The 19,409-nt window shown below is 76.5% G+C and carries 9 protein-coding genes; 3 read left to right on the forward strand and 6 right to left on the reverse strand.

All coding sequences use genetic code 11. The features are described from left to right. Positions 1 to 6 precede the first annotated feature (6 nt). Genes ACLJTM_RS10695 through ACLJTM_RS10705 form a run of 3 tightly spaced genes read right to left on the reverse strand, consistent with a single transcriptional unit; the run spans position 7 to position 11,900 of the window. On the reverse strand, positions 7 to 321 hold the full coding sequence (locus ACLJTM_RS10695; RefSeq protein WP_411103215.1) for an acyl carrier protein: 315 nt from the start codon (positions 319 to 321) through the stop codon (positions 7 to 9). Then, positions 311 to 4,837, reverse strand: coding sequence for a beta-ketoacyl synthase N-terminal-like domain-containing protein (locus ACLJTM_RS10700; protein WP_411103216.1), 4,527 nt, complete (start codon positions 4,835 to 4,837; stop codon positions 311 to 313). The genes ACLJTM_RS10695 and ACLJTM_RS10700 overlap by 11 nt, the downstream gene beginning before the upstream one ends. After that, positions 4,827 to 11,900, reverse strand: coding sequence for an SDR family NAD(P)-dependent oxidoreductase (locus ACLJTM_RS10705; protein ID WP_411103217.1), 7,074 nt, complete (start codon positions 11,898 to 11,900; stop codon positions 4,827 to 4,829). The genes ACLJTM_RS10700 and ACLJTM_RS10705 overlap by 11 nt, the downstream gene beginning before the upstream one ends. A gap of 641 nt (positions 11,901 to 12,541) precedes the next feature. On the opposite strand from ACLJTM_RS10705, the gene ACLJTM_RS10710 reads away from it, so the two are divergent. Together ACLJTM_RS10710 and ACLJTM_RS10715 are read left to right on the forward strand one after the other, a co-directional pair. Beyond that, entirely contained in the window at positions 12,542 to 13,435 is an 894-nt protein-coding gene (locus tag ACLJTM_RS10710; protein ID WP_411103218.1) for a LysR family transcriptional regulator, read from the forward strand. Positions 13,436 to 14,526: 1,091 nt separating this feature from the next. Further along, positions 14,527 to 14,754, forward strand: a complete 228-nt coding sequence (locus ACLJTM_RS10715; protein WP_411103219.1) for an Ig domain-containing protein — start codon at positions 14,527 to 14,529, stop codon at positions 14,752 to 14,754. A gap of 30 nt (positions 14,755 to 14,784) precedes the next feature. Here ACLJTM_RS10715 and ACLJTM_RS10720 read toward each other — a convergent pair whose 3' ends face one another. Together ACLJTM_RS10720 and ACLJTM_RS10725 are read right to left on the reverse strand one after the other, a co-directional pair. Beyond that, entirely contained in the window at positions 14,785 to 15,279 is a 495-nt protein-coding gene (locus tag ACLJTM_RS10720) for a universal stress protein (protein ID WP_411103220.1), read from the reverse strand. A 2-nt stretch (positions 15,280 to 15,281) separates the two neighbouring features. After that, positions 15,282 to 16,541 (reverse strand): SLC13 family permease, encoded by a 1,260-nt coding sequence (locus ACLJTM_RS10725; RefSeq protein ID WP_411103221.1) that lies wholly within the window; start codon positions 16,539 to 16,541, stop codon positions 15,282 to 15,284. An 82-nt stretch (positions 16,542 to 16,623) separates the two neighbouring features. On the opposite strand from ACLJTM_RS10725, the gene ACLJTM_RS10730 reads away from it, so the two are divergent. After that, complete coding sequence (locus ACLJTM_RS10730; RefSeq protein WP_411103222.1) at positions 16,624 to 17,628, forward strand: BtrH N-terminal domain-containing protein; 1,005 nt, start codon at positions 16,624 to 16,626, stop codon at positions 17,626 to 17,628. 78 nt (positions 17,629 to 17,706) lie between these two features. Here the strand turns inward: ACLJTM_RS10730 and ACLJTM_RS10735 are convergent, their stop codons facing one another. Continuing rightward, positions 17,707 to 19,155 (reverse strand): amidase, encoded by a 1,449-nt coding sequence (locus tag ACLJTM_RS10735; protein WP_411103223.1) that lies wholly within the window; start codon positions 19,153 to 19,155, stop codon positions 17,707 to 17,709. Positions 19,156 to 19,409 lie beyond the last annotated feature (254 nt).

Raw genomic sequence — 19,409 nt, forward strand, 5'->3', positions numbered from 1 at the left:
GCCGGCTCAGGCCGCGGGAGTCGGGCGTACCGGCAGGGCGGCCAGCGCGCCGTGCGCGACCCGGGCGATGTGGTCGACGAGCTCGCCGACCGACATGGCCAGGATCGCCTCCATGTCCTTCTCCGCGAGGAAGCCCATGAGGTCGACCCGGGACCCGTAGCGCTCGTGCAGCAGCTCGGCGAGCGCGACGAACTCGATGCTCTCCAGCGCCAGGTCCTCGTTGAACGTCGTCTTCATGGTGACCTCGTCGGCGAGGAGGAACTCGTCGCCGACCACGCGGACGAGCATGCCGGTGATCTCGGCGAGGATGTCAGATGCCATGACTGTTCTCCGTCGGGGTCGGAAGGGCTGAGGGGGCGGACGTGCGGGGGAGTGGGACGGCGTTCGGGCCGGGCGGGACGGTCCAGGCGACCTGGTGGCCCGCGTAGGCCGCCGTACGAATCCGGTGGGTCAGGCCGGCAGGGGAGCGGACCAGCAGCCCGCCCGCCGGGTCCTCGGTCACCTGCCAGTGCACGAGGCGCCCGCCGAGGCCCGTCCCCTCCGCTTTCGAGGCCGCCTCCTTGGCGCACCACAGAGCGGTGGCGGACGCGGCCAGACCGCAGCCGTCCCGGGCCGCACGCCGCTCGGCCACGCGGTGCTCCTCCGGCGTAAGCGCGATCCGGATCAAGGCGCCGGGATCCTCCGCCACCCGCTCCACGTCGATGCCCACGGGGGATGCGGCATGCGCGAAGGCCACGGCGACCCGGTCCTTGTGGGCCAGCGACACGTGCAGTCCGGCGGCCAGCCCGCCGGGCACCGGGCGGCCCGCCCCGTCGTAACCGACGGTGACCTCGGCCGGGAACACGGGCCCGGCGCCCCGGTCCCACAGGAGCTGCCGCAGGGCGTCCTTCGCGGCGATCCGGCCCAGCAGCCAGGGCGCGCGGGCCCGTGGCGCCAGCTCCTCGTACGCCGCGCGCTCGGCGGCGCCGAGATAGCGGCGCATGACCAGTTCCTGTGAGGCCGGATCGCTCCAGCGCCGGGCGGCCGCGCACCAGCCGTCGGGCTGCGGTTCGCCGATGCCGGACACCTCCGGGGTGAACTTCATCGGCCAGACCCGCTCGTCGGCCGCGAACCGGCGGTACGTCCACTCGTCGAGCCGCGCCCACACCACGCCGTCGGGGGTGCGCAGCTCCACGTCGCCCCGTACGGAGGTGGGCCGCACCTCGCGGATGCGGGCCGTCGCCGCCAGCAGCGTGCCCTGCGGGGGCGGGGGCCCGTACAGGCGGATCCGTCCGAGCACGGCCGGGAACACCAGCCGGTCGGATTCCAGGCGCAGTTGCATCCAGTGGCCGAGGAGCTGCCCGGCGGCGTCGAGCAGCGCCCCCGGAGCGGGCAGCGCCCGCAGCACGCCGCGGATCCCGTCCTCGGCCACCGCGGTGACCTCGTGGACCCCGGCGAACCGGGGTCCGTGGAACATCCAGCGGTCCCGGTACAGCGCCTCGGCGGAGACCGGCGCCGGACGCTCGCCGGTGAGGGGGGCCGGATCCGGCGGCGGGGGAGCGCCGTGGTCGGAGCCCAGGCGCACGACGACCGACGCACAGTCGCCGATGTCCACCCGGACCAGGTCCTCGCCGGCCGGCCGGACGCGGAACGCGACGTCGACGGCCGGGGCGACGGGGAGCCAGAGCAGGGCGCGCATGTCGTCGAAACCGGTGACGCACCGGCCGGGCCGGCCGGCCAGCGCGGCCTCGGCGGCCAGCTCCAGCATGGTGGTCATCGGGACGACGGGAAAGCGGTCGGAGTCCTCCGGCCAGCCCTCGGGCTGCAGGTAGACGCAGTGGTCGCGGACGGAGGGGAGGGTGTCCAGGGACAGCCGGCGGGTCTGTACCCGCGGTCCTGACGGCTCGGGAGCCGCGGGACGGTGCACGGCCCGGCCGGCCGGTACGCCGCCCGCCGCGGCGGCCCCCGCGTCCGGCGCTGCGGCCAGGGCTTCGGCGACGGCGCGGGCAGCCGCCTGCGACTCCTCGAGGACGGCGTCCAGGGCCGACAGGAGCACGGGCCGGCCGGCGGCGCCGCCGCGGCCGGGCAGCGGGCCGCGCTCCCACAGGGGGGTGGCGGCTCCGTTCAGCCGTACCAGCGGCGAACCGAGGTCGAGCCGGACCGGGCGCCCCGAGCGGTCCGCCGGGGGCCGGGCCGCGAGCCGGTCCCAGCGCGGCTGGAGTCCCTCGGTCCACAGGGCGGCCGCAAGGTGGCGCAGGGCGTCCAGCCCCGGCAGGCGCGAGGACGAGGCTGCGACCGCCAGGTGGTCCTTCCCGCGCAACGTGTCCTCCACGAAGCCGGTCAGACTGCCCGGCCCGGCGGAGACGAAGGCCCGTACGCCCTGCTCGTGCAGCCGCAGCGTCAGGGCCCGGAAGCGCACCGGCTCCAGGAGATGGCGGACCACGAGCTCCCGGACCCCTTCCTCGTCGCCCGGGTACGGCGCCACCGTGGTGGCGGACCACACGGGGACCTCGGCCGGCCGCAGCGGCAGGCGTCCGAAAGCGGTCCGCACCTGCCCGAGGTACGGCTCCCACATGGGCGTGTGGAATCCGGACCGGAAGGGCAGCTCCCGGCCCGTCACCCCTTCCTCGGCCAGCCGTTCCAGCACCGAGGCGATCCGCGCCGGCGGACCGCAGACCACCGACTGGTGGGGGCAGTTGTCGTGGCTGAGTGCCACGTCCTCCAGGCCGTGCAGCGCGGCCGCCGCCTGGGGCGCGCCGCAGCCCAGGGCCGCGTACACCAGGTCCGGTACCGCGAGCGATCCGGGACGCAGCGATCCGAGGAAGGTGTCCACCGCCTCCTGCGGGTACATTCCGGCGACCACCATGGCGGCCCACTCGCCGACGCTGTGCCCCGCCAGCAGGTCGGGCCTGATGCCGAGCCCGGTCAGCACCCGGGCGAGGAAGCGGCCGGTGGCGAGGACGTCCAGGGCCCGCTCGACGAGCCCGTCGCCGCCGGTGAGCGCCGGAGCCGGGACGTCGAGCTGCGCGGCCACCTCGCCCAGGGCCGGCGCGAACTCGGGCTCCAGACCCGGGAACAGGAGGGCCAGTCTGCCGCCGGGCTCCGCAGCGTACGGGCCGAGGAGCGGCCGGGGCGTGAACCACACCCCACCCCGGCCGCGCCAGGGCCGGCCGCGCGCGACGACCTTCGCGGCGAGTGCCAGGCGCTCGTCGTTCGGCTCGTGCACCGCCAGCCGGCAGGGACCGCCGTCCTGGCCCGCCGCGCTGCCGGCCCCGCCGACCCGCCCGGCCAGCCGCCGCGCCAGCTCCTCGGGCGTACCGGCGGTCAGGAGGAGTACGGATGCGGGCGCGGCGCCCCCGACGGCGGACCCCCGCGGGCGGACCGCAGCCCGCACGGGACCCAGCGGCAGGAAGCGGCGTACCGGGGGCTGCGAGGGACGGGGTCCTGGGGGCGCCTCCTCCAGGACGGCGTGGGCGTTGATCCCGCCGAACCCGAAGGCGTTCACCGCCGCCCGGCGCGGCTGCGGTCCCCGCTCCCACGGCTCGGCCGCGTGCACCGGGCGCATCCGGGTCCGGGCCAGGCCCTCGTGCGGCTCGTCCAGGTGCAGGGTCGGCGGCAGCACCCCTTCGTGGAGGGCGAGCGCCGCCTTGATCAGACCGGCCATGCCGGACGCCTGCATGGTGTGGCCGAGCATGGACTTCACCGAGCCGAACGCAATCGGGGCGGACGCCGCCGGTGGGCCGAACACTCGCGCCAGCGTCGCGAGTTCCGCCTCGTCGCCGATGGGGGTGCCCGTACCGTGGGCCTCCAGGAGGCCGATCGAACCGGCCGCGGCCGGATCGAGGCCCGCCATCGTCCAGGCCCGCTCCAGCGCCTGTACCTGGCCCTCCACCAGGGGGCTCATCAGACTCGCGGCCCGCCCGTCGCCCGCGACGCCGATCCCGCGGATCACCGCGTACACCCGGTCGCCGTCCCGCCGGGCGTCCGCGAGCCGCTTGAGCAGGACCACGCCCGTCCCCTCGGACAGCAGCGTGCCGTCGGCCCGCCGGTCGAAGGGGCGGATCCGCTCGCTGGGGCTGAGGGCGCCCAGCTGTGTGAACACGCTCCAGAGCGTGGCGATGTGGCAGTGGTGCACCGCGCCCGCGACGACCAGGTCGCAGCGGTCGGACGCCAGTAGGGCGACCGCCTGGTCCACGGCCAGCAGCGAGGAGGCGCACGCCGCGTCCAGGGTGTAGGCGGGGCCCCGGAAGTCGAGCCGGTTGGCCGTCCGTGCGGCGGTGAAGCTCGGCACCAGGCCGATGGAGGCCTCCGGCTGCTCCGGGCCCAGGGCCTCCTGGAAGGCCTCCCGGATCGCGGCGATCCGGCCGGCGCTCAACTCGGGGGCCAACTCGTGCAGGGTGGCGCTCAACTGGTGTGCGGTGCGCACCCGTTGGTCGAGGCGGGCGGTGGCCACCCCCATGAACCCGCCCCGGCCCAGCACCACGCCGATGCGTCCCCGGTCGGCGGGCAGCCGGTCCTCGCCGCCCGCGTCGGCGACGGCCTGCGCCGTCGCGTGCAGGGCCAGCAGCTGGTCGGGCTCGGCCCCGGCGACGGCCGCGGGCATGATGCCGTAGCGGGTGGGGTCGAAGGCGGCGAAGTCGTCGACGAACCCACCGCGGCGGCAGTAGAAGCGGTCGCTGCCGGGTGGCCCGTCGGGGGCGTAGTACACCTGAGGGTCCCAGCGTCCGGGCGGCACCTCGCTGATCGCGTCGACGCCGGCGAACAGGTTGTCGCGGTAGGCGGCGAGACCGCCGGCGCCGGGGAACACGGCGCCCATGCCCACGATCGCGGCGTCGGCCGGGCGCGGCTCAGCGGTCATCGCGGGCTCCCGGGTCCGAGGCGTGCGAAGGGTCCTGGACGTGCGAAGGGTCCTGGACGTGCGAGGGGTCGGGGTCGTCCGCGAGGTCCGAGGGCTGCGGTCCGCGCTGCCGGTCCTGCGCGCCGCCGCCGCCGTCGCCGTTGCCGTTGCCGTGTCCGAGCCCGCCTCCGCCTCCGCCTCCGTCGCCCTCGCCCTCGCCGTCGGCCATGAGGACGACCTGGGGGTCGGTGCCGTAGGCCAGCTCCGCGAGGAAGGCCTCCGTCCCCGCGTCGGGCTCGATGAGCGCGATGCCCCGCTGCGCGTACGCCCGCTCCAGCTCGGGCGTGACCATCCCGCCGGCCTCGGAGGCCCACGGACCCCAGTCGACGGCGAGAACCCGGCCGGGCGACGCCGCGGACCAGACGTGGGCCAGGGTGTCGAGGGCGTCGTTGGCGGCCGCGTAGTCGCTCTGGCCGCGGTTGCCGTACACGCCGGCCACACTGCCGAAGAGGACAACGAAGGCAGGGGCGGGCGCGGGCGCGCCCCCCTCGTCCGCGACCGCCGCGGCCAGATGGCGGGCCCCGTCCACCTTGGTGGCGAAGACCTCGGCGAAGGCCGCGGGGTCCTTGTCGCGCAGCAGGGAGTCCCGGAGCAGGCCCGCCCCGTGCACGATCCCGTCGAGCCTGCCGTGCCGGGCCCGGATGCCGGCCACCACCGCGCGGACCGCGGCCTCGTCGGTGACGTCGGCGCAGTGGTAGCGCACCGACGCCGCCGCGCCGCCGAGGGCGTGCAGGGTGGCCCGCACCTCCCGGGCGGCCAGCACCCGCGAAGCCGCGGCCTCGATCTCCGCCGGGGTCCGCAGCCCCCCGGCGATCAGTGCGGCGCGCAGGGCGACCCGGTCGTGGGCCGAAGCCAGCGCGGGGTCCTCGGCGGCCCCGGGCGGGGGAGTGCGGCCGATCAGCTCGATGTGGCAGCCCGTGGCCCGGGCCAGCGCCAGTGCGGCGCGGGCGGTGATGCCCCGGGCTCCGCCGGTGACCAGGACGACGCCGTCGCCGTCCAGGGGCACCCGCGCGGGCCCGGAGGACGCGAGCGGGGCGGACACGGTGGTGAGGACCCTGCGGGCGCCGTGGGTGTACCCCACGGCCACCGGACCGTCGGTGGAGCACAGTTCGGCGAGCAGGTGGGCGGCGACGCGCTCCGGACGGTCCTTGGGATCGATGTCCACGGCCCGTACCAGGGTGCCCGGGCATTCGAGCGCGGCGCTGCGGGCGAACCCGCGCAGCCCGATGCCCGGCGCCGGATCGGGCGCGGCCGGGCCGTGCCCGAAAGCCCCGCCCGCCGCGGTGGCGAGCAGCAGCCACCGCACCCCGGAGAGCAGCGCCCCGCGCAGCCGGGCGAAGGCCTCGGGCAGTACGGGATCCGGCCCGGCGCGCAGGGCGCTCAGGTCGACGAGGCCGTCCACCCCCTCGGCGGCGAAGGGATCGTCGGCCGTGACGGCGCGGACCCGGGCCCCGTGCGACTCCAGCAGCGCGGTCAGCGCGGCCCCCACCCCGAGGTCGTCCCCCGCCAGGGCGAACGTCCGCCCGGCCAGGACCGTGGCGGGATCCGCCGTGACGGGCGGCCCGGCCGGGGAGGCCTCGACGCGGAACCGGACCGGGCGGCGGACCAGGGCCCTGCCCGGGCCGGCCGCGACCGGACCCGGGACGGCGACCGGGGCCGCGGCGGCGACGGGGACTGCGGGTACGGGGACGGTCGGGACGGCGACAGCCGGGACTGCGGCCGGGGGCGGCGCCGACCCCGCCGGTTCCCGGGCGGTGATCCACTCGACGATCCCACGCAGCGTCTTGATCCGGGACAGCTCCTCCACGGCCGAGGCCGCGGAACCGTCGAGCCGGCCGGCCAGCCCGATGCGGTCGGCCAGGGCCCCGACGATCTCCACGCGCTTGATGGAGTCGACGGAGAGGTCCGCCTCCAGGTCGAGGCCCGGATCCAGCATCTCCAACGGGTATCCGGTCCGCAGGTGGACGATCTCCAGGACGGCGTCCATGACCTCGGCCGCGGTGCGCGGCGGGCGGACGGCCGCAGCCGCTGCGGGGTGCGCCGCCCCGCCGCCGTCCTCGGTGACCGTCACGCCGGCCGCTTCCGCCACGGCGTCCGCACCGGGGAACGCCGCCGCCCCGGCCGGTTCCACCGCGCGCGGTCGCACGGGCCCCGCCTCGCCCAGGTAGCCCAGCAGTACGTCGCGTTGGGCGGCGACCAGATCCCGCGCCCCGCGCAGGTACTCCAGGACGGCCTCCTCGCGCCGGTCCGCGGCGGCGGCAGCGGCCGGCGGCGGCAGTAAGACCCGCCGGGCCGGCTGCAGCCCGCCCACCACCGGCGCCCCGTCCGCGGTCCGCACCAGATGGCCGTCCACCAGCCACCCGGGCCGACGGGGCGCCCGCGCGGGCAGCAGCGAGGCCCGGCCCTTGAACAGCGCCTCCGGATCCACCGGCACCCCGGCCGCCGCGAGTTCCGCGAGCGCCGCGAGCAACTGCGGCAGGCCCGGCTCCCCGGGCACGTCGCAGGCGACGGCCGTGTGCGGCCGATCACCCAGGATCCTGCCGACCAGCCCCGTCAGGACCCGGCCGGGCCCCGCCTCGACGAAGGTCCGCACCCCCGAGGCGTACATGGCCTCGACCTGCTCCACGAAGCGCACCGGCTCGGCCACCTGCCGGGCCAGCAGCTCCCGCACCTCCTCGGGCCCGGCCGGATACGGCCGGGCCGTGGCCGTGGACCAGACCGGCACCTGCGGCTCCGCCACCGGCGTACGGGCCAGCTCGGCAGCGAGGCCGGCCACGGCCCCCGCGACGACCCCGCTGTGGAAGGCACAGGCCACCGGCAGGCGTTCGGCGCGCAGCCCGGCCGCCTGCAGAGCGGCCACGGCCGCCTCGACGGCCGGGGTCGGGCCGGAGACCACGCACTGGGCCGGGGCGTTGTGGTTGGCGACCACGCACCCGGCCCGCTCCGCGGTCTCCCGGACCTGCTCGGGGGCGGCCGCCACGGCAGCCATCGCCCCGGGGTCGTGCCCGGCGGCCTCCAGGATGGCCGAAGCCCGGTGCGCGCTCAGCCGCAGCAGCGCAGCGGAGTCGAGGCTGCCGGCCGCGTACAGCGCGGTCAGCTCCCCGTACGAATGCCCGGCCGTGCAGTCCGGCCGTACGCCGAGCGCGCCGAGCAGCGCGTACGAGGCCGCGCCCGCCAGCCCCAGCGCGGGCTGCGCCACGCGCGTGTCGGTGACCGCGGCCCGCTGCCGGGAGCGGCCCTGCGCCGTGAAGGCCGCCGGCGGGAACATGGCGGCCACCACCTGCTGCGGGGCCTCGTCCAGCAGGGCGCGCAACCGCGGGAAGGCCACGTACAGGTCGCCGAGCATGCCCGGACGCTGGCTGCCCTGACCCGGGAAGAGGAAGGCCACCTTCCCGGGATCCGCGCCCGGCGCCCGCACCCGGACCCCGTCGCCCTCCGTGAAGGTACGGGCCCGCTCCAGCTTCGCCGCGAGGTCGTCCAGGCTCGCAGCGGTCACCGAGACCTGTACGGGCCCCGCAGCCGACGCGGCCGTCTCCGCGGCCAGGTCACGCAGCGGCCAGGGCCGCCCCGCGCCCTCGTTCTCCGCGAGCCTGGCCGCCAGCCGGTCCATCGCCCGCGCCGCCGCACCGTGGTCGGCGCCCCGGAAGCAGAACAGTTCGGCGGGCCATGCGTCCAGACCGTGCGCGGGCTCCTCCTCGTGGCCGGCCAGCACGGCGTGGTAGTTGGTGCCGCCGAAGCCGAAAGCGCTCACCCCGGCGATCCGCTGCCGTACGGGCGCCGCCCACAGCCGGGCCTCGGTGTCGAAGAAGAACGGTCCGGCCTCCGCCCGCCAGTCGGGGTGCGGTGCGTCGAGGTGCAGCGTCGGCGGCCGCACCCCGGCGTGCACCGCCCGCGCGGCCTTGATCAGCCCGGCCAGTCCGGCCGCGCACTTGGTGTGGCCGATCTGCGATTTGACCGAACCGAGCGCGCACCCTGCGCCGGGGGCGCCGTCGGCGCGGGATGACCCGTCGGAGGCGGCGAACAGCTCCGTGAGCACCGCGAGTTCCGTGCCGTCGCCGACGACCGTGCCGGTGCCGTGCGCCTCGACCAGCCCCACGTCGGACGGCGCGACGCCGGCCCGCGCGTACGCCCTTTCCAGAGCCCGCCGCTGGCCGTCGGGCCGGGGCGCCGTCAGTCCGAGGGAGCGCCCGTCGCTGGAGGCGCCGACGGCCTTGACGACCGCGTACACGCGGTCGCCGTCCCGCTCCGCGTCCTCCAGGCGCTTGAGCACCACGGCGGCGACACCCTCGCCCAGCGCGATCCCGTCGGCGTCCGCGGCGAAGGGGCGGCAGCGCCCGGTGGGGGACAGCGCCCGTACCGAGGCGAACATCAGGTAGTCGTTGATGCCGTTGTGCACGTCCGCGCCGCCGCACAGCACCATGTCGCTGTCCCCGGACCGTAGTTGGCGGCACGCCAGGTCCAGGGCGGCCAGCGAGGAGGCGCAGGCCGCGTCGACCGTGCAGTTCGCGCCGCCGAGGTCGAGCCGGTTCGCGATCCGGCCCGCGATGACATTGGCCAGCACACCGGGGAACGAATCCTCGGTCAGCTTCGGCAGCCGGGCGTCCAGCTCCGCCGGAAGCTCTCCGAAGTAGCCGGGGTACAGGGCGCGGAAGCCGTAGGCGCCCGCCAGGTCCGTGCCCGCTTCCGCGCCGAAGACCACCGAGGTCCGCGAGCGGTCGTAGCCGCGCCCGCTGCCGTAGCCGGCGTCCGCGAGCGCGCGGGAGGCGATCTCCAGGGCGAGCAGCTGCACCGGTTCGATCCCCGGCAGCGAGGCCGGCGGGATGCCGTGGGCGAGCGCGTCGAACGGCACCGGGGGCAGGAAGCCGCCCCACCGCGACGGGGTGCGCTCCCCGGCCCGGGCCGGGTCGGGGTCGAAGTACAGCGCCGAGTCCCAGCGTTCGGCCGGCACCTCGGTGACGGAGTCCCGGCCCGCGACGACATCGGCCCAGAAGGAGGCCAGGTCCCCCGCTCCCGGGTAGGCGCACGCCATGCCGACGATCGCGACGTCCAGCGGTTCGGCGTCCGGCGCCGCGGGCTGCGCCACGGGGGCGAGTTCCCGGGTGCGCCGCTCCAGGAAGGCGCTCGCCCCGTCCGTCACCTGTGCGTGCAGTGCGGCGACGGTGGTCGTGGCGGACCGGGCGGTCGCCGCCTGGCCCAGCATGAAGAGACCGTCGCGCCGCTGCTCCTCCTCGGTGGCGGGCACGGGTCCGAGGCGGCCGTGCCGCAAGCCCTTGCTGGCGATGCGCAGCCGTCCGAGGTTGAGCCGTTCCAGCTCCTCCCAGACCTCGCGCGGGTCCGTCCCGTCCTGCGTCATGCGCAGCCGCGCCGCCTCGAAGGTGCCGGCGTACGCGGTGGCCGCGCACCGCGTGGCGTGTCCCGGCGCGGTCCGCAGCAGCACGGTCTCCTCGCAGTCGAGCGCGGCGGACTGGAATCCGGGCAGGACCGCCCCGGCGGTGACCGCCTCCGCCGTGAAGAGGTAGGCGGTGCCCATCAGCACCCCGATCCGGGCGCCCCGTTCGGCGAGCGGTGCGGCGGCGACGGCGACCATGGCGGCGGACCGCTCGTCGTGGATGCCGCCCGCGAAGAGCAGGTCCAGCGCCGGGACGTCCTCACAGGCCAGCAACCGGTCGATCTGCTCCTCCCAGAGGGTGAAGGAGGACCGGGGCCCGATGTGGCCGCCGCACTCCAGCCCCTCGAAGACGAACCGCCGGGCGCCCTGGGCCAGGTACTGCCCCAGCAGGCCGGGGGAGGGGACGTGCAGGTGGGTCCGGGTGCCGACGGCCTCCAGCGGGGCGGCCTGGGCCGGCTGTCCGCCCGCGATGACCGCGTACGGGGGGCGGGTCGCCTCCACCGCGGCGAGCTGCTCGGCCCGCAGCTCCGCAGGTGCGAAACCGAGCAGCCCCACGCCCCAGGGCCGGCTGCCCAGCAGGCGCGCGGTCTCGGCGAGCAGGGCGCGGACCTCGTCGCCCGGCATCACGGCGAGCGCCAGGTACGGGACCCCGCCCGCGGCCGCGACGGCCTCGGCGAAGGCCGCCTGGTCGCTGACCCGCGTCATCGGGCCCTGCGCGACGGGGAGGTGGGCCGCCCCGGGGCGGGGCCGCAGCGGAGCGCTCCGCACGGCGGCGTCCAGATGCGTCGCGACCGCTTCGCGCACGGCCTGCACCACGCCGCCCGTGGTGCGGTAACGGTCCGCCAGCCGGACGGCGAAGGCCCCGTCCTGCCCGAGGGGCAGGGGGTGGGTGTGCAGGCCCCGGGCGCCGAGCCGGTGGGCGAGGCCTTCGGGTTCCGGCGGCGTCAGGTCGGGGCGCGCGTACACCCGGTGGCCCGCGACGACCAGGGTCTCGCTGCCGTCCAGGGCGCGGAGGGCGGCGGCGACCTCCGAGGGGAGGGCGCTCACGCCCTCGGTGGTGAGGGCGAGCTGGGAGTCGAGCACCACTCCGGCGGCGCCGCCCGCGACCGCGGCGGCCGCGGTGTGCAGCCCGATTCCGCCCTGGACGAGGACCGGGACGGTCACGTCCGGGTCGGCGAGCAGCCGCTGCAGCAGCACGAACGCCGTGAGCTCGCCGATGCGGCCGCCCGCTTCGTGCCCCTTGGCGACGACGGCGTCCGCCCCGGCGGCCACGGCGGCCGCCGCCTCCTGCGGACTGGTCACTTCCGCCCATACCCGCCGGGCGCCGCCCGCCGCCCAGGCCGCCGGATGCGGGTGCTGGGCGGGATCAGCCAGGAGCACGGTGTCCACCTCGCCCGGGAGTTCGTCCGGCCACAGCGGGCAGCCGGCCGGAACGCGCACGCCGTAGGGCCGCCGCAGGATCCGCGACGCGTCGGCCAGGGCCCGGCGGGCCGGGCCGGCGTCTCTGCCGAGGTCGAGCAGCCCGAGCGCGCCGGCGCGTTCGGCGGCGACGACAATCCGGGGGTTGGGCTCCTCGAAGGGGCTGACCGCCACGACGAGGTCGCGGACGGGGGAGGGGGCCGGCTGAGGGGTCACAGGCGCTCCTGACAGGCCGAGCGGGCGGGGGGACGGCAGCGCGGGGCAGGCGGACGGGAGGTGGCGCGAGGCGCGGCGCCGAGCGGTGGCCCGGCGGGTGGCGCCCGGCGGGATCGCCCGGCGGGTGGCGCCGGGCAGGGGCACGGGGACGGCGCTGAGCGGTGGCACACGGGGATGGCGCGGAGCAGTGGCGCTGAGCGGTGGCACGGGGCGGCGGACAGCGGCGGCGGTGCAGTGCGGCGAGGATCCGGGCGGTTCGGGTGGGGGTGGCGAGGACCGGTTCAGGCCGCGGCGGAGGCCCACCCGTCGAGGGTGACCCGCCGGTAACACCGTCGTGACGCGTTGCATGGTGCGGTGGCCGCCGGTGAGTGTCAACGCCCGCATTGGTAGGGTCCATTGGTTTCCAGCCGCCCCGCTGAACCCACGGAATCCGCACGCTGGAACCGCTCCCACAGCCCGGGCCTGCGCTGATCCACGCACCGGAATTGTCCATTCCGTGCACAGCCGCGGTACGGGACCGCACCCGGGCATGCCGGGCCGGCATGGCTCGCCGTCAAGCCGGTATGAGGGCGTCCGCAATCGGCCGGTTGTTCACCCGGCCGCCCCTTACACCTGGAGGGTCCTGGGGTTACCGTCCGCTCATGACCCCCACACTCGCGCAGCTTCGGTACCTCGTCGCCGTCGCGGACTGCCGCTCCATCACCGGCGCGGCCGCCTCGGTGTTCGTCGCCCAGTCGGCCCTCTCCCGGGCCGTGCAGGCCATGGAGCGGGACCTGGGCGTGGAGCTGCTCGCCCGGCGCGGGCGCGGTGTGGACCTGACGCCCGCCGGCACCCGCGTGGTCCGGCTGGCCCGTACGGTGCTCGACGCGGTGGAGGCGATCGAGGACATCGGCCCCCCGCACGGTCAGGGCAGCAGGGCCACCCTGCACGTCGTGGCCACCCCGACCCTGGCGCTCGACCTGGTCGTCGACCTCGTCCCGGCCTTCGCCGAGCGCAGTCCGGGCGTCGACGTCCGCCTGCACCAGGTCGACAGCCGCGAGGTGCTCGTCCAGGAGCTCGTCGACGGGACGGCGGAACTGGGCCTGGTCGACCTGCCCGTGGACAAGGAGCTGTCGACGCACCACATCCAGGAGCGGGAGGTCGTCCTGATCTCGCCGCTCGGTTCCCGCCTGCCCGACCCGCTGCCCTTCCGGATGCTCGACGGCCTGGACATGGTGCTGCCGACGCCGGGGACCGGCCGCCGCACCGAACTGGAGGCGATGTTCAGCTGTCTCGGAGTGCGGCCCGTGCCGGCCCTGGAAGTCAACGAGCGGCTGGCCTGGGTGACCGGCGTCGTCGACGGCCGCGGCTCGCTCATCTGGTACCGCGACGTCGTCTTACGGGCCTTCGGCCACCGCGCCGAGGTCCGCTCCTTCACCCCGCCCCTGCTGCGCCCCGTCGGCATCGTGCACGCCAGACGCCCCTTGAGCCGCGCGGCCCGCGCCTTCCTCGCCCACGCCCGGCACAACTCGCCCGTCCGCGAGCCCAGTCGCTGACGACCGCCCCGCCACCGGCGGGCGCCGCGCCATGCCCGTCCGGCATCGGTCCATGCCCGACGCGGCAGCAGCGGTCCTGGGCAACTGCGGCCGACGACCCCACCTTGTCCCCATGCCCCGACTCCTCGCATCCCTCGCGGCCGCGGCCGCCGCCACCGTGAGCCTGGCCCTGCCGGGCCCACTGTCGCACGCCGCGGCATCCCCCGCCCCTGCCCCGCCCCCGTACCGGCGCAGGCCGGGGCGCCTCCGGGGGCGCTCGCCCCGGAACGCGCCTGCACCCTGCCCGCGGGCCTGACGGAGATCAGCGGACTCGCCACGAGCACCCGCCATCCCGGCGTCGTCTACGCCGTCAACGACAGCGGCAACACCAACCAGGTGTTCGCGATCGACTGCACCGGCCCCACCGGGCAGCTCAGGGCCACCCTCACCCTCGCGGGCACCTCCAACACGGACTGGGAGGCACTGGCCGTGGCGAGGGACCCGGCCGGCCGGCCGGTGGTCCTCGTCGGCGACATCGGCGACAACCTCGGCGCCCGCGCCGAGGTCACCGTCCACGGCTTCCCCGAACCCGAGCTCCTCACCAGCACCACCGTCACCCCGGTCACCTACCGTCTCGCATACTCCGACGGACGCCACGACGCCGAGTCCCTCCTCGCCGACCCCGTGACCGGACAGTGGTACGTCGCGAGCAAGCTCATCGGCGCCGCCGGCCGGCTCTACAAGGCACCGCTGCCTCCGCAGCCCGGCGGCCCCCACACCCTCACCCCGGTCCGCCCCGGCCCCGTCTTCGCCACCGACGGCGCGTTCTCGCCCACCGGCCGGTCCTACACCCTGCGCAGCGGCGGGCCCCTCGGCGCGAACACCGCCTCGGTGTACGACGCCACGACCGGTGCCGTACTGGCCCAGGTGGCCCTGCCCGCCCAGCCCCAGGGCGAGACCGTGGCGTACGCCGACTGCGCCACGCTCCTGGTGGGCTCCGAGAACGACAACCAGCTCTGGCGCGTACCCCTGCCCGCGGAGGCCGCCCCCGGCTGCGACGGCACCCCACCGCCCACCGGGGACCTGAAACTCGCCGACCCGGGCCCGCAGGCGTGCCGGTTCACCAGAGCTGCACCATCCAGCTCACCGCGACCGGCGGGAAGCCACCGCTGCGCCACACCGCCGACAGGCTCCCCTGGGGCCTGTCCCTGGACGCGGCGACGGGCCGGATCACCGGCAAGCCCTGGGGCTCGGGCACCGTCCGCATCTCCGCCACCGTCACCGACGCCACGGGAGCCTCGGCCGGCGCCTCCTTCCCCCTCGCCCTCAGCTGGTTCTGACGGCCCCGGCGGAGCTCCCGCGGGGGCAGGTCATCCCGGCGACTGCGGTGGCGGGGGCGGGATCGTGTCGATGTCCGGCGCGGCTTCCGGCCAGACCAGCAGGACCGGGCAGGGGGCGTGGTCGACGATGAAGCGGCTCGCCGGGCCCAGGCTGTGCGGGCCGAGGTGGGTCCGGTCGCCGTCCCGGGCGACCACGAGCACTTCGGCGCCCGCCGCGGCGGCGACCACCTCGTGCCCGGCGCGTCCGGTGCACGCGCGCCGGATGCACGGCAGCCCGAGGCGGGCGGCCGCGGCGGCCAGGAGCCGGTCGGCCGACGCGGCGGCCAGGTGCTCCACCCGTGTACCGGGATCGCGCGCACCGTCCCCCCGGCCGAGGAGACCAGCGAACGCGCCGTGCGCCGCGCCGGGCACGTCCGCCGGTGTCACGTGGACCAGCACGACCTCGGCGCCCCGGAGGGCGTGGGCGCGTGCGGCGTCCACACAGGCGGGCCAGGTGCCCTCGACGATCCAGACGACCACGGCCACCGTCAGCCTCCTCCGATCGTGGTCAACGACACCCACAGTGCCACCACCGCGGCGCACAGGCCGGCAGGTACGGCGTACAGGCCGAGCCGGGTGAACTCCTTCAGCTCCACCTCACCGTCGTGGGCGTGCACGATCCGCCGCCACAACAGGGTGGCCAGGGAGCCGGCGTAGGTGAGGTTGGGGCCGATGTTCACCCCGAGCAGCACCGCCAGCACGGCGCCGGGCCCGGCCGGGGCGACCAGCGGCAGCAGCACCAGGACGGCCGGCAGGTTGTTGATGACGTTGGCCAGCACGGCGGCCACCGCGGCGGTGCCCAGCAGGGCGAGCAGCCCGGTGCCGTCCGGCAGCAGCCGGCCCAGGGCCGCGCCCAGCCCGTGGTCGACGACGGCGCGCACCACGATGCCCAGGGCGAGAACGAAGGCGAGGAAGGGCACCGCGGCGGCCCGAAGGACGGCGACGGGCGTGGTGCGGCGCCGGAGCAGCGCACGCACCGCAAGTACCGTCGCGCCCGCGGCGGCGGCCCAGGCGGGATCGAGGCCCACGGCGGAGGCGGCCACGAAACCGGCCAGGGTGCAGGCCACCGTGGCCAGGGCGAAGACCGGAACCTCGGCAGGCCCAGCCGTCGCCGGGGCGGCTGCCCCGGCGTCCAGGTCGGTGGCGAAGAACCGGCGGAACACGAGGTATTCCACGCCGATGGCCACCAGCCACGGCAGGGTCATGAGGGCGGCGAACCGGGTGAAGCTCAGCCCGCTGGCCGCGAACGCCAGGAGGTTCGTCAGGTTGGAGACCGGCAGCAGCAGCGAGGCCGTGTTGGACAGGTGGGTGCAGGCGTACACGTGCGGCCGGGACCGGGCTCCCAGCCGGGCGGCGGTGGCGAAGACCACCGGGGTCAGCAGCACGATCGTCGCGTCCAGGCTGAGCACCGCGGTGATTGCCGAGGCAAGGACGAAGACCTGCGCCAGCAGACGGCGCGGCCTGCCCGCCGAGGTGCGGGCCATCCACGCGCCGCACGCCTGGAACAGCCCCTCCTCCTCGCACAGCTGGGCCAGGACGAGCACGGCCGCCAGGAAGCCGATCACCGGTCCCAGCCGGACGGCCTCCTCCACGGCGTGGTCCAGGGAGATCACCCCGGTGGCCACGGCCACGCCGGCGGCCGGCACGGCGAACACCGCCTCGGACCGTCCCCAGGGGCGGATGACCGCGCACGCCAGCACGACCACGAGAAGAAGGAGGGCGAGGATCTCCGCCGGTGCAGTGCTCACCGCTCCATGATCTCCGGCCCGGCGGCCGGAACGGTCCCTGGCCGTGCACGGGCCGCCCGGTCCCCGCGGATAGGGTGGCCGCATGACTGTGCTCGTGTACGAAGACTTCGGCACCGGACGCCACCGCGAGGCCTCCCTGATCAGGCACGCGCTCGGCAGCGTCCACGACGAGGAGCTGATCGCCGGCCTCGCCGGGGGGATCGGCTTCATGTACTTCGTGTTCGAGTACGAGGGCCGGCAGCCCATCCCCACGATCGTCGCCCAGGCCCACCCGGAGCCCTGGGTGCAGGTCGCGCTCGGCCGCCTCGGGGTCCCGTACGACGCCACGCGTGCCATGAAGCCGCGTTGGGGCCGGGTCCGCGCCGCGCTCGACGAGGGGCAGCCCGCGTTCTGCGTCGTCGACCGGTCCGCGCTGCACTGGCACGAGGCCGACCCGGACGCCGAGATGACCGGAGCGGACCCCCACACCGTGGTCATCGCCGGGTACGACGGCGACGACCTGCTGATCGAGGACGGCGAGCCGACCCCGTACCGCATCGACCGCGAGGAGTTCGGCGCCGCCTGGACCGCGCACCGCAAGGGCCGTCACCAGCTGATCGTGCCCACCGGGCCCGCCGAGGGGGAGCCGGACGTGGCGGGGGCGGTCGCCTCCACCGTCACGCACTTCACCGGAGCGGTCCTCGGGAACCAGTTCGACGTGAACTTCGGCTTCACCGCCATGGAGAAGTTCGCGGCCCAATTGCGCGACGGCGCCACCAGGACGGGCTGGGAACAGCGCTTCGGCAGCTCGCCCGAGGCCCTGCGCGCCGCCACCCGGCGGCTGTACTCCTGCCTGGAGGTGGAGTGGACCGCCCCCGGCGCGACCCGGCCGCTGTACGCCGACTTCCTCGACTCCGTCGGCCGCCCGGAGGCCGCCGCACTGTTCCGGGAGTCCGCCGGCCACTGGTCGCAGCTCGCCTCGCTCGCCCGGGACGCCGACCCGCAGGCGGGCGCCGACGAGCGGCGCACCCTCTTCGACGCCTGCGCGGAACAGGTCGACCGCTGCCTGGACGTGGAGCAGCAGGCGGTCCGGGCCCTGCAGAAGTAGCCGGAGGTTCCCGCGGGAAGGCCCCGCCCGCCCGCCCGCCCGGCGCCGTGCGGCGCCCCCGGCCGGGGGTGCGCCGCGTCAGGCAGGGGGCAGCGGCGGACGCCGCTGCCCCCACGGGCGCACGTCCTCCAGTTGGGCTGCCACCCGCAGCACGCTGACCTCGTCGTCGCGCCGGCCGACCAGCTGCACGGCGAGCGGCAGCCCGTCCGCACCGTGTCCCGCCGGGATGCTGGCGGCCGGGTGCCCGGTGACGTTCCACAGGGCGGTGTAGGCGATCATCGGGCGCGAGCGCACCAGCGCTGCGAGCAGTCCGGCGCCCTCCAACGCACCGACCGGGCGCGGCCGTTCGGCGATGACCGGGGTCAGCAGCAGGTCCATGGTCGTGAACATCCGGTCCGCGCGCTCCGCCAGCCGTTCCCCGGCCCGGATCCCGCGCTCCACGGCGGAGGCGGGAAGCCGCCGCGTGAGGGCGAGGAGGCGCCGGGTGCGCGGCTCCAGCAGGTCGGGGCGTTCGACGGCCTCGGCCTCGGCCCGCACCCCGCCGCAGAACTGCGCCACGAACGAGGCCGTCGCGTCCGGGTAGCGCGGGACCACCTCGCGCACCTCGTGGCCGAGTTCGCGCAGGGCCCCCACGGTCTCCCACAGGGCTGCGACATGCGCCGGATGCGGCCGCACCCCCGGTACGGCCGGGGTGGCGCTGTAGCCGATCCGCAGCGGCCCGGGCGGGGTCTGCAGAGCCCGCACCCAGCTGGTGGCGGCAGGGCGGGCGCTCCAGCGGTCGGTGGGGACGGACCCGGCCAGGACGTCGTAGAGCAGGGCGCTGTCCCGCACGGTCCGGGTCAGTGGGCCCACGGTCCCGAGGGCGTACCAGAGGTGGGGGTGTGGTGCGGTGGAGACCCGGCCGCGCTGCGGTTTGAGCCCGAACAGCCCACAGCAGGCGGCCGGGATGCGCAGGGACCCGCCGCCGTCTCCGCCGAGCGCCGCCCCGACCAGTCCGGCGGCGACGGCGGCGGCGCTGCCGCCGCTGGAACCGCCCGGGGTGCGACTGGTGTCCCACGGGTTGCGGGTGGGTCCGTGGGCGGCGGACTCGGTGAAGGGCCACTGGCCGAATTCCGGCATCGCCGTCTTCCCGACGATGACGCCTCCCGCCGCACGCAGGCGGCGTACGGCCTCGCAATCGGTCCCGACGGGCGTGCGGTTGGCGGCCCCGCCGAAGGTGGTCACCTGCCCGGCCACGTCCAGCTCGTCCTTGACCGCGACGGGCACGCCGTGGAGGGGGCCGCGGGGCTGCTGCGCGTCCCGGGCGTCCGCCTCGGCGAGGGCCTGCCCGGCGAGCACGGTGCGGAAGGCGCCGAGTCCGGGGTCGATGCGGGCGATGCGCTGCAGGGAAGCCTCGACGAGGTCGCGGGAGCTGGCCTTGCCGGTGCGCACCAGCTCGGCCTGCCGCTCGACGCTCTGGAACATCAACCCGGCTGCGCGGTCCTGCCCTTGCCCCCCGCCGGGAACGCCCTCGCGGTCTGTGTCCACCGTTGCCGACCCCTCGCCTCTTACCAATGGGTAACTTCGGGTCAGGCTCGCGCCCCGCCGCTTCCGCGTCAAGTCCCGCGCGGTGGCCCCGGGTGCGCGGCGCCGAAGAGGCGCACGGGAAGGGGCGCAGGGCTGCTGCAACCCGCCACCACCCCGGCGTACCCGGCCGGTGCGGCACCCACCACCGCACCGGCAGTCGGTGACGCACCGGTCGTGGACCCGAGTCTAATCGCGGCCGACCTGCCTCCGAGCCG

Origin of the sequence: Streptomyces sp. cmx-4-9, assembly GCF_046548835.1 — a bacterium.
In the GTDB taxonomy this organism is placed as follows: Bacteria; Actinomycetota; Actinomycetes; order Streptomycetales; family Streptomycetaceae; genus Streptomyces.

Bases quoted from the DNA above. Each gene is read 5' to 3' on its own strand.
- ACLJTM_RS10700 (WP_411103216.1), bottom strand. From the start codon at position 4,837: ATGACCGCTGAGCCGCGCCCGGCCGACGCCGCGATCGTGGGCATGGGC.
- ACLJTM_RS10695 (WP_411103215.1), bottom strand. From the start codon at position 321: ATGGCATCTGACATCCTCGCCGAGATCACCGGCATGCTCGTCCGCGTG.
- ACLJTM_RS10710 (WP_411103218.1), top strand. From the start codon at position 12,542: ATGACCCCCACACTCGCGCAGCTTCGGTACCTCGTCGCCGTCGCGGAC.
- ACLJTM_RS10730 (WP_411103222.1), top strand. From the start codon at position 16,624: ATGACTGTGCTCGTGTACGAAGACTTCGGCACCGGACGCCACCGCGAG.